Origin of the sequence: Psychromonas aquimarina ATCC BAA-1526, from assembly GCF_000428725.1 — a bacterium.
GTDB classification, from domain to species: domain Bacteria; phylum Pseudomonadota; class Gammaproteobacteria; order Enterobacterales; family Psychromonadaceae; genus Psychromonas; species Psychromonas aquimarina.
This window is the reverse complement of record NZ_AUAM01000046.1, coordinates 1-11,360: the sequence shown is the minus strand read 5'-3', so window position 1 is coordinate 11,360 and position 11,360 is coordinate 1. Positions and strand designations below refer to the sequence as shown.

11 protein-coding genes are annotated in these 11,360 nt (G+C 43.5%); 7 read left to right on the top strand and 4 right to left on the bottom strand.

Annotation, left to right across the window (positions count from 1 at the left end):
* The first annotated feature begins 218 nt into the window (after positions 1-218).
* A complete protein-coding gene (locus G337_RS26380; RefSeq protein ID WP_051303296.1) occupies positions 219-2,183 on the top strand; it encodes an alkyl sulfatase dimerization domain-containing protein in 1,965 nt (654 codons plus the stop codon).
* Positions 2,184-2,253: 70 nt separating this feature from the next.
* On the opposite strand, the gene G337_RS0115720 is transcribed toward G337_RS26380, so the two are convergent.
* Positions 2,254-3,153 carry a LysR family transcriptional regulator gene (locus G337_RS0115720; RefSeq protein ID WP_028864749.1) on the bottom strand — a complete coding sequence of 300 codons (900 nt, stop codon included), beginning with the start codon at positions 3,151-3,153 and terminating at the stop codon, positions 2,254-2,256.
* Positions 3,154-3,294: 141 nt separating this feature from the next.
* Between G337_RS0115720 and G337_RS0115715 the strand changes: the two genes are divergently transcribed.
* Positions 3,295-3,828 carry an outer membrane beta-barrel protein gene (locus G337_RS0115715; RefSeq protein WP_028864748.1) on the top strand — a complete coding sequence of 178 codons (534 nt, stop codon included), beginning with the start codon at positions 3,295-3,297 and terminating at the stop codon, positions 3,826-3,828.
* A 45-nt stretch (positions 3,829-3,873) separates the two neighbouring features.
* On the top strand, positions 3,874-4,155 hold the full coding sequence (locus G337_RS0115710; RefSeq protein ID WP_028864747.1) for a hypothetical protein: 282 nt from the start codon (positions 3,874-3,876) through the stop codon (positions 4,153-4,155).
* Positions 4,156-4,177: 22 nt separating this feature from the next.
* On the opposite strand, the gene G337_RS0115705 is transcribed toward G337_RS0115710, so the two are convergent.
* Positions 4,178-6,232: a S9 family peptidase gene (locus tag G337_RS0115705; RefSeq protein WP_028864746.1), complete on the bottom strand. Its 2,055-nt coding sequence runs from the start codon at positions 6,230-6,232 to the stop codon at positions 4,178-4,180.
* Between the two features lie 133 nt (positions 6,233-6,365).
* On the bottom strand, positions 6,366-7,028 hold the full coding sequence (bluB, locus tag G337_RS0115700; RefSeq protein ID WP_028864745.1) for a 5,6-dimethylbenzimidazole synthase: 663 nt from the start codon (positions 7,026-7,028) through the stop codon (positions 6,366-6,368).
* A 217-nt stretch (positions 7,029-7,245) separates the two neighbouring features.
* Between bluB and G337_RS0115695 the strand changes: the two genes are divergently transcribed.
* The 3 genes from G337_RS0115695 to ald all read left to right on the top strand — a co-directional run bounded on the left by G337_RS0115695 (position 7,246) and on the right by ald (position 9,773).
* A complete protein-coding gene (locus tag G337_RS0115695; RefSeq protein ID WP_028864744.1) occupies positions 7,246-7,770 on the top strand; it encodes a hypothetical protein in 525 nt (174 codons plus the stop codon).
* A gap of 489 nt (positions 7,771-8,259) precedes the next feature.
* The gene (locus tag G337_RS0115685; RefSeq protein WP_028864743.1) at positions 8,260-8,508 is read left to right on the top strand and encodes a YkgJ family cysteine cluster protein; all 249 of its coding nucleotides are present in this window, start codon (positions 8,260-8,262) and stop codon (positions 8,506-8,508) included.
* A 152-nt stretch (positions 8,509-8,660) separates the two neighbouring features.
* A complete protein-coding gene (ald, locus tag G337_RS0115680) occupies positions 8,661-9,773 on the top strand; it encodes an alanine dehydrogenase (protein ID WP_028864742.1) in 1,113 nt (370 codons plus the stop codon).
* 62 nt (positions 9,774-9,835) lie between these two features.
* Here ald and G337_RS0115675 read toward each other — a convergent pair whose 3' ends face one another.
* Entirely contained in the window at positions 9,836-10,276 is a 441-nt protein-coding gene (locus G337_RS0115675) for a YbaY family lipoprotein (protein ID WP_169719631.1), read from the bottom strand.
* A 176-nt stretch (positions 10,277-10,452) separates the two neighbouring features.
* Here G337_RS0115675 and greB point away from each other — a divergent pair, with 176 nt between their 5' ends.
* A complete protein-coding gene (gene greB / locus G337_RS0115670) occupies positions 10,453-10,944 on the top strand; it encodes a transcription elongation factor GreB (protein WP_028864740.1) in 492 nt (163 codons plus the stop codon).
* Positions 10,945-11,360: the final 416 nt, after the last annotated feature.

Here is an 11,360-nt window from a genome sequence, read left to right as displayed (position 1 = left end):
TAAAGAGCCTCTGTCCGCTGCACAAAAAACCTTCCTCTACTTTTTAAAGACAGCTTTTGCTCTGTACACCACAGTTTAAAAAAACAGCAGCCAACACATTTACCAAATCAATATTTAAAGACGCCTTAGATTCATTTAATAAACCTTTTCAGCCTTTATACTGGCTTTATTAACTTACAGCGAACAAAAAAACGACAACTTTAAATAGGGTATATTTTATGAAAAAATCAATAATAGCGCTTTTGCTGACAACTTCTTTCAGCGTGACTGCCGGCACTCATCAGCACGAAAAAGGCACAGCCTGCAATACTGATTTCTCAAATGTGCAGGTATTTGAATCAGGTAATGCAGTTAATGCGCTTGCACCAGTTAAAGTGCTTGATATTTCTTACGAAAAAGACCATTACCGCCCGTTAGCGAAACTGAAACAAACATTTGATCTGCCTAAAGTTTTATGGGAGCTGGATGCAAGTGCCGGTCTTGGTGACTATAAACGTGCTAAAGCGCGTGATACAGCTATTGCGGCTTCAGATACTGTTCATGACGAACTTAAAGACTTTCAGAAACGCATCCGCCCGGCTATTTACCAGCTAGGTAAGAATATCTATCAGATGCAGGGGTTTGAGTTCACTAACTCAACCATCATTGTCGGTGATACGGGTCTAATTGTCTTTGATACTCACTACAACAATGAAGTCGGCCGTAAAGTCCTTGAAAAATTCCGTAAAGTAACAGGCATCACTAAACCTGTGCATACTGTTATTTATTCACACCATCATCCTGACCAGCATTCTGGAACAGCCGGTTATGTAAAACCTCAGGATATTGCAGACGGTAAAATCAATGTTATTGCTCACTCTACATTTATGGAGAATCTGGCACTTGAGGGCGGCTTTGCTTCGCCGATCATGAGTCAGCGTGGTGTTTACGCTTTTGGTGCAATGCTTGAACTAGGCCCGCAGGGTTTCGTTAACCAGGGCGTCGGTACTAAGTATGAAGGAGCTTTTGAAGACCGTGCTAAAGGAGCATATACAGCGACACCTAACCTGACCTTTGAAGATAAAATAACTCTCTCTGTTGACGGTGTAGAGATGGAATTGTTCCATGTTCCCGGTGAAGCACCGGATCATATCGCTGTTTATATTCCAAAATCCGGCACCTTACTGGCAGGTGATGCAATTCAGGGAGAAACCGTTCCTAACTTATATTCAATACGCGGGCATAAATACCGGGATGCTCAGGAGTGGATGAGCTCTGTTGACCGGATGCGCCGTTATCACCCTACCAGTATGACTAACCACCATGGCCGGGCAGTTGACGGTGCTGTTGATATGGAATCACTGCTGCTGGTATGGCGTGATTCACTGCAGCATATGGAAGATCAGACCATCCGCTTAATGAATGAAGGCCAGACTCGTGATGAGTTAGCTGAAAATATTAAATTACCAGAGCAGGTCGCATCTCATGATTATCTGCGTCCGGTACGGGGCTCTGTTGAACAGAATGTTAAAAACATCTATACAGGTTATCTGGGCTGGTATGAAGGTGATCCGACTGAACATGCTAAACCGGACTTCCACAAGCGCGCCGCCTTATATGTCGAGCAGCTGGGCGGACGTGATGTGATAGTTAAAACCGCTAAACAGGCGATTGATAAAGGCGACTACGGCTGGGCCATGGATATTACCACCTGGGTGATCCGGGTTAATCCGGAGGATCAGGATGCACGTAATGTCAAAGCTCAAGCGATGCGTCAGTGGGGATTTGAGCAGTCTGTTCCAGGCTGGAGAAACTGGGCCCTTACCGGAGCGATGGAGCTGGAGAAAGGCTCCCTCCCGAACATGGCGAATTTAGTGGGTATGCCGGCCGAGAAGTTATATGAATTAGACCTTGAAAATATATTTAAGATCTTAAGGGTTAAATTTGATCCGGAAAAGGTAACAACCACGCAGGAGTTAATTAACTTATCTGTAGACGGCAGCGCTTATGTATTTGGTATACGTAACGGTAATCTGATTGCTAATGCCGGCTCAATAGCAGGTCTACCGTCTAAAACTATCAGTAAGAAAGAGTTAGTTGATACCTTCTTCTTCAGCAGTGAAAAACCGGCAGATAAAACTCTCAGAAAAGTATATAACGCAACTCGCCTTACGGTAACAAATATGGCTATCGTCGGTCGTTAATAAGGTTTCAGCTCGAGTCGTGTGCAGGACGGTTCGAGCTGAAATTGTATGGATGAAAAAATCAAACTCTTCAGATAGTCTCTTTTATGCTTTTTCTTAACCATTTGTGGGCGGGGTTGTGGTTAAATTTTTTATTCCATATCATATAAAAATCAATAGGTTTAGATGAAAACGGTACCTCCAGTACCTGCAGATTAAAAAGCGGTGCAAACTGCGCAGCATAACGTGAAATAGTTAAACCAATCGCATCAGAATTTTTTACTGTGGCTAACATACTCATCATTGAAGACTGCTCCGTGAGCATTTTCCGCTCAGGTAATGCCTGCAGTGACATCAGCTCAAGTCCAGTCGAATTTAAACGTTTGAGGGTAAGAAAAACGTGTTTTTCATTGAGATACTGATCGATTGAGATACTGCCGTTAATCCGCGGGTGTCCCTTCCTGACCACACAAACCCCTTGATCAGAAATTATTTTTTCAGACTCCCAGCGCCCTTCAAACGGCGGCACAACATCAATTAAAAGGTCAGCCTTTTCAAGCTCAAGCAGATGAAGCATCTCCTGTGCATCACTTGAGCTTTCTTTAAAGGTAATACTGAGCGATAAATCCGTCAGCATCTGCTGCACTGACGGCAGCAGTGTCTGAATAATATAGTCGGTAGCGATCACCTTAAATTCCCGCCCGGAGGTGGCGGCATCAAAATCTGCAGCCCCCGATAACAGCTGATCGATACGTCCCATGGGTTCTTTTAAATTTTTATAAAGATCCTGCGCAGCGGCGGTAGGTTCGATGCCCCGCCCTGCCCGGATAAAAAGAGGCTCTCCCACCACTTTTTTAAACCTTGAAACAGCGTTACTTACTGAGGACTGATTCAGATTGAGCTCTTCAGCGGCCAGAGTAATTGAGCCGGTACGACAAACCACCATAAAAACACTTAACAGATTTAAATCAATATTTTTATCACTGCCCATCACCAGCTCCAATATATTCACCAAATCAATATTACAGCACGCCTTTGCTTCATTTTAAAATGGTTTTGAGTCTTTATACTGGCCCTATATCGAATAAATACACTTTAAAAATATGCTTATATTTAACTTCCGGAGAAAGTAATGAGTTTTGTTAACAGATCACACTTAATTTCTGCCTTAATCTTAACTGCTCTGATGATTATCAGCTCAAGCCTTAAAGCTGAGGATTACAGCGGCTGGCGTATCGGAGGCGGTTATGATGCCGTATACAGTGCAGACCTACAGGGAACAGGCCGCGGTGTCCGCTTTGAAGGCGGATATGAATTTAACCGCATAGCCGGCATCACCGTTTCTCAGTCATTTGTAGACGGCGGTAGAGCTGGTAAATACGACCATGAGTATATTAACACCTCCACAGCAGCTGCAGAGTTTGGTTATACATGGAGCTTCTCTGGTTTTGATATGAAACTTTATGACTCAATTGGTATTGCATACTCTAAAACAGACTCTACCTCTAACTCATCATTTTATGGCAGAGCTGGATTACGCTTCATCTTTGACAACGGCATTTATATAGACCCTTCCATTGCTATTCAAATCGTAGACGATCCGACCTGGAACAACTGGCAGGAGGAAGCAGTCACTCTGTCACTTAGCGCAGGCTACAAATTCTAGTCAGCGCATTTCAGCCGCTTATTTTAAACCAGCAGAGGATATCTAATGAAAAAATTAACAGCAGTAGTAATTGCACTAACGAGCATCATATTAGGAGGCTGCTCAAGCACTCCCGTGGAACAGGCAAGCAGTACTGAACTGTGCGGTTCATACCACGGCTTACACTCAGAAGCAGATGTGAAAATGCAGCACAAGATGTCACGCGACGAGTTAGGCCGCGTCATTACTGACCGCGGCATAGATCTGGACTCAGAGATGTGTGTAGAAGCAGGTAAACTAACCCGCAAAGCCGAAAATGCTAAAATTATAGCAATACTTCTTTGGTAAGACCGGCTGAACGGTTCACTGCTTATTCGGCTAAATTAATTAAAAAAGCAAACTCTCTGGCGATATCTTCAAAGTGCTTAAAACGCCCGGATTTACCGCCATGCCCGGCTTCCATATCCGTATATAAAAGCAGCTGATTATTATCCGTTTTCAGCTCACGCAGCTTCGCTACCCATTTTGCAGGTTCCCAGTACTGAACCTGTGAATCATGTAAACCTGTGGTGACTAACATATTCGGATAATCCTGACAGACAACCTGATCATAGGGGCTGTAGGAAAGCATATAATCGTAATAGGTTTTCTTATTCGGGTTGCCCCACTCATCATATTCACCGGTAGTCAGCGGGATAGATTCATCTAACATAGTAGACAGAACATCCACAAAAGGCACCGCAGCTACAATGCCCTTATACAATTGCGGCGCCTGATTAATAACAGCGCCCATCAACAGCCCGCCGGCACTGCCGCCCATAGCAAAGACCTGCTCTTTTGCGCCGTAACCTGACTCCACCAGAGATTTACTGACATCCACAAAATCATTAAAGGTATTCTGCTTTTTCAGAAGCCTGCCCTGTTCATACCAGCTTCGCCCTAACTCTTCACCACCGCGAATATGTGCCACCGCATAAACAAAGCCCCGATCTAAGAGGCTCAAATTCGACGAACTGAAACCAATATCCAGGCTATGACCATAGGAGCCATAAGCATAAATCAGAATCGGATTGTTATGATTAAACAGCTCTTTACGATAAACCAGTGAAACCGGCACCTTAATCCCGTCACGTGCCCCCACCCAGACTCGTTCGCTTTGGTAATTTTCACTGCTGAATTCCCCCATCACCCTGCTTTGTTTCAACAGCTTAGTATCACCGGTATTAAGATCTAACTCATAAACCGTTGCCGGTGTGGTAAAGGAAGTATATTGATAGCGGAATTTAGCGCTGTCCGGATCCGGGTTGTAATGACTGAATACGGTATAAACAGGATCATTAAAACTCAAGGTTTTTGACTTGCCGTTAAGATGGTTAATCCGGCGCAGCAGCGGCAGTCCCGCCTGGCGCTCTTCCACAATCAGCCAGTCAGCCATCAGCTCGTAACCTTCCAGGAGAATATCATCACGGGCTTCGATAATGGTATTCCAGGAATCAGCATTATTATTAGTTAAACAATCAGATGTTTTTAAAGCAAAGTTTTTACCACTGCTATTGGTACGGATATAAAATTTATCCTGAAAATGATCAATGCTGTATTCGTGATCGCGAGTACGCGGTGCAAAGGAGATAAACTGCCCCATGGGATTGTCCGCATCCAGCACTAAACACTCAGAAGTAGTCGTGCTGTCAATGCAGATCACTAAATACTGCTCAGAACGTGTTTTATAAATATTGACATAGAAAGTATCATCGCACTCTTCATAAACCAGCTGATCATTTTTTATATCATCACCTAATTTATGCCGATATACCTGATAGGGCAGCAGGGTTTCAGGATGTTTTTTTACATAAAAAACCGTCTGATTATCGTTTGCCCAAACCACTGCTGAGATATCTTCAATCACATCTGCAAAATCTTCACCTGTGCTTAAGTTTTTAAAACGCAGGGTATACTGACGGCGGCTGACCAGATCTTCCGAATAAGCCATCAGCAAGGAGTTACTCGACAGGGCTAAATCACCTAACTGATAATAACTATGCCCCAAAGCACGCTGATTGCAGTCTAAAACAACCTCTTCAGGCGCGTCCATTGAACCTTTACGGCGGCTGTAAACGGTAAAATCTTTGCCCTGATCATAACGTGATATATACCAGTAACCTTTTTTAAAATAAGGTACAGATTCAAGCTCCGGTTCCTGCCGGGCAACCATCTCATCATACAGCTCACTCTGCAGCCCTAGCAGCGGCGCCATCTCTTGATCTGTGAAAGCATTTTCCTGATTAAGGTATTCTAAAATTTCAGGCGACTCACGGTTATCGTCACGCAGCCAGAAGTAGTCATCACTGCGCTGATGCCCGTGAGTTTCATGAATATAGTTTTGTTTGCGGGCGACGGGGGCTTTAAGTTTCGTTTTTGAATTCATGATCTGCTCAGTTATTTAAGGTAATAAAAGGGCGGCACCGGGGAGCCCTTCTAGGAAGAAGAGGCCTTTTACTTTCCTGGCGGCCTGATCCACTGATTGTTTTGTACTGCTCAGCCTGCTTTAACAGCCTCGCTTAATTATTTTTAGTATTATCCAGCTGCCAGCTGTCATAATGAACCGCTTCTTCAATATCGCGCCTCGGCAGCCAGCCGGCGCTTTCCAGCTCAGGTTTATCTTTAAAATGAGAAACATAACCAACACACAAATAAGCGATAATATCGATATCCAGGGGAATATTTAAAGCTTCTCTTAATACATCATCATGAATAATGCTTACCCAGCCCACTCCTAAATTTTCAGCGCGGGCGGCTAACCACAGATTTTCGACGGCACATACCGCACTGTACAGATCCATCTGCGCATTAATTGTCCGCCCGATAACCACAGGACCGTTACGGCTGCGGTCACAGGTAACACAGATACCAAGCGGTGACTCTAATATGCCTTCTAATTTTAATTTCTTATACTGCTGCGCTTTTTGATCCGCAAACATATCTGCCGATTCATTATGAGCGGCTTCAAACCCGGCCTTTATTTTATCTTTAATCTCTTGATTCTGAACAATAATAAAGTCCCAAGGCTGCATAAAACCAACGCTTGGCGCATGGTGGGCGGCAGTTAAAATGCGTTTCAGAACCTCATCCGGGACAGGATCTGCTAGAAACTGCCCGCGTACATCGCGGCGGGAAAAAATAGTTTTATAAACCGCATCACGCTCATCTTGAGTGATTTTCATCTGTTTCTCTTTTTTAGGACAAGAGCAGTGATTATCTACTGAGATAAACCATAAGTATATAAGCTGGACAGTGGCTGTTTCATATGTTCACTCTCTTTTAGCTCACAAGTTCAAAGAAATTAAATATATTCAGATTGTTATTTCCACAGCAGCTGAACCTGACCTAATATTTAAGGTGTAATGGGCAGACTTAGATTAATGCTGAAAGGAGCTGATTATGCAGCCGTTTTCACTACTGCACTGGCAGTCGCTAACCGAAGAAGCGCAGAAAAATTTTCGTAACGGGCAGTATAATAAAGCGCAACTGCTTTATAAGCTTGCTTTACAGGAAGCGCAAAAATTGATTGATGATCTGCAGCTTAGCGCAACTTACGAGCACAGTGCGCATTTGTACATGCGGGCCTGCTACAATCTGGCCAGATCTTATCAGCACCAGGAAAACAGACAGAAAACTTTTTATTATCTAAACTTAGCACATGTGCAAATCCAGAAATTCGCTGACTGCGAACAGCTTTCAAATCTTACCCGCACATACTCTTTGAAAGTCTTAGACGGGACACTAGTTTCTCTGCTTGAATATTTTCAAGTTCATAAAGAAGAAAACTGGAAAAAACAATCCGATGCGTTAATTGCCGAGCATGTGGATTTTATGCAGAAACATAATAATAAAAATCTGCCTAAGGATCTGCAGCATAAAAATCCGACACAGAGAAGCGAAATACAGCACCTTGTTATTCATTAATTTTGTCTGCTCAGCCTAATGCTTAATCATTACTAATGAAGTAAGAGCTGTCATCTGCTGTGCAGACAAAAGTTATTCGCCAGACTAGGCTGAACAAAAACTCCCAGACAATAACTGCCAGGGTGTCCGGTAAGTGCTTCCGGTAAAATGGGCATTCGACCTGCACCTGGTTAAATCAGAATATCAAGCAGTGTGCAGGCAGAAACATCATTAGCAAAAAATACAGAAGAAAATAAACTGAATTTCATCTGAACGCAAAATGCGCGCATAAGCCAATGATACATATGCTATATCACTTACACACAGCAAGGCAAGCAGTTTGCAATAAGGAAAATCAAATTAATTAATTGACCTTTAATTCAGTGTTATTATTGTTATCCAGCATGGTAAAGTATAAAAATCCACATCAATAAGCGCTTATATAATTTCAGACCATTTAATTAAATCTAATGGTATAATGAACCATTATTACTAATTTAAGGATTATTCATGGACTGCCGATTAGGCTGCGGTGCCTGCTGCATCGCTCCGAGTATCTCATCTGCAATTCCCGGAATGGAAAACGGCAAAGCGGCGGGATTAAGATGTGTGCAGCTCAATGAGCAGAATCTATGTAAGCTGTTCGGTAAACCGGAAAGACCAAAAGTATGTTCTGATTTTAAACCCTGCCCGGATCTATGCGCGACAACAGATCAGCAGGCACTTGCAAATATTATTGAACTGGAAAACCTCACCTGATCACTGCCGCCGGCGCTGTAAATTCTTCCCAAATAACCAGCCCGAAGACAATCTCCACCTGTATTTGTGCACTAACCTTGCTTTCCTCTATTGATATTTTGACTGTTATTTAAGCCTCACCTACCTTCATAGTAACTATCAAGGATATAAATATGATAATAGGTGTCCCGAAAGAGATTAAAAATAATGAATACCGGGTTGGTTTAGTCCCTTCCAGCGTCGCTGAATTAAACGCTCACGGTCATAAACTTGTCATTGAGAAAAATGCCGGAGCCGAAATAGGATTTGCAGATCAGGATTATATCGATGCCGGTGCTGAAATATGTGCAGATGCCCGGACTGTTTTCGAACAGGCTGAAATGATAATTAAAGTCAAAGAACCACAGCAGCAGGAATGCGCTATGCTCCGTCCGGAGCAGATCCTATTCACCTATTTACACCTGGCCCCCGATCTAAACCAGACTCAAGCACTTATTAAAAGTGGTGCTGTGTGTATCGCTTATGAAACTGTCACCGATAATAACGGACAGCTGCCTTTATTAAGACCAATGTCAGAAGTGGCCGGGCGAATGTCTATTCAGGCCGGGGCACACGCACTGCAGAAATCCAACGGCGGTTCAGGATTATTACTGGCTGGTGTGCCTGGTGTCGCCCCGGCAAATGTCGTTATTCTAGGCGGGGGAATTGTCGGCAGCAATGCAGCCAGAATGGCATTGGGATTAGGCGCAGATGTGGTTATTCTAGATAAAAATATCAATACACTGCGCCGCATCGATGAGCAGTTTTGCGGTCGTATCAATACAGTTTATTCCTCTGGAGAAAGCCTCAAAAAGTATGTTGTAAACGCGGATTTAGTAATCGGTGCAGTGTTAATACCAGGCGCAGCTGCACCTAAGCTAGTAAGCCGGAAATTAATTAAACAGATGAAAAAAGGCAGCGCAGTGGTTGATGTAGCCATTGATCAAGGCGGCTGCTTTGCCACATCCCATGCCACAACACACCAGGATCCGACCTATATCGTGGATGGTATCGTACATTATTGTGTTGCTAATATGCCCGGGGACGTGGCGCTGACAGCCGCACAGGCACTGAATAATGTCACCCTGCCCTATATATTAAAACTTGCTGATTTAGGTTACAGGCAAGCCTTAAAACAGGATAAACATCTGCTTAATGGTTTAAATATTTGTGCTGGAAAAGTTACTATTAAAGAAGTCGCTAAAGCACATGGTTTAAACTTTAGCGATCCGCAGCAGTTAATCTAATCCGCTCCGCCTGTGCAGATCCGTATCCTATACTCTATCACCTGCGGTGCAGAGAGTAACAACTAAAACTTACCGCTGCGGTCTACGGGGTCAATCTTAATTTCCAGCGGTTGCTTAATTTTCAGCAGAAATGAATTAATGCTCTGACTGGAAATCAGCAGCAGTTTACCATCTATGCTAATGACGCTGCGCAGCCGGTAGATATGGTTATGCTTAATACTGTTTTCCGGATAATCAAGCTCCAGCAGATAAGGTGGACGGCCGTTCAGGATAACAGTTTTACTGCTTATCAAGGTCGAAGTAGCGGTATCTTCTAAAGACACTTCTAAACTAGTCCCCTCCGGCAGCTTTATTTTCTGCAGATATAATACCTGACTGTCCGGCTGCTTTAAGGCGCTGTCTGCATGTTTTTTAGCGCTGCTGCCGTTAACAGATGAATCACAAGCACTTACAGTAGAAAGCAGTAAAATCAACAAACTATATAAACTTATTTTTTTTAACAAGCGCATTACCATCTTAGTCACTGCGAATTCAAATATTGACCGCTCTCATTTTTCTTAGAGTCATCAGGCGCTGATTAGTTCATTAATACAAGGTAAAGACAGCATATCAAAACTTGCAAAGCACAAATGGATCATTATAAATAGGTATCTATATTATTTTTCTGACGGTGCATACATTGCGAACAAACTTAATCACTCCGGAAGGTTTTAAAAAACTGCAGGCAGAATTAGATTATCTGTGGCGGGAGTACCGCCCTGAAATTACCCAGAAAGTAACCTGGGCGGCCAGCTTAGGCGACAGATCTGAGAATGCAGACTACAAGGAGAACAAGCGTATTCTGCGTCAAATAGACTCGCGTATCCGATTTTTGGGCAAACGTATTGAACAGGTTACGGTCGTCACTCCTTCCCCGCAGCAGGCTGGTAAAGTGTTCTTCGGTGCCTGGGTAACCGTTGAAAATGATCAGGGAGAGATAAAACGATTTAAAATCGTCGGCCCCGATGAAATTTACCAGCGCGGCGAGCTTGTGCAGCGTAAAGATTATGTCTCCATTGACAGCCCGATGGCACGGGCATTATTAAAACAGCAGGTGGATGATGAAGCACAGGTAGAAACCCCCAATGGTGTGGTGACCTGGTATATCAACAAGATTGAATACGATTTTTAAGCAGCCAGGGCCTGTTTATCTTTGAAAATTGCCCCTGTTGAGCCTGAAAGTTTCTCAATCAAGGCGCGAAGAATGAAGTTTAGTTGTTCTAAATGAGTGATGAGCAGCGCAGAGTGAGGGATTTTCAGCCTCAACCCGAAGGGCTGGGGCTATTTTTACACTCAACTTCGTTATCAGTCATTAATGTAGAGTGACTACACTGTATGACTTCTGCCTTGCTGAGCACAAAAATAGCCTCCAGCAGGAACAAAGAGCAAAGATAAACAGGCCCTAGAGCAGAGACTACTGAATTATAGGCTTCAGCAGCAGGTTCTTGTCAGCATCAGCAATTCCGCCAAGCAGAAACGGACTGTTCGGATCATGTTTTAACTGGTTGTTTTTCACCCGCTCAGCACTGTCTACTGCATAACAATATA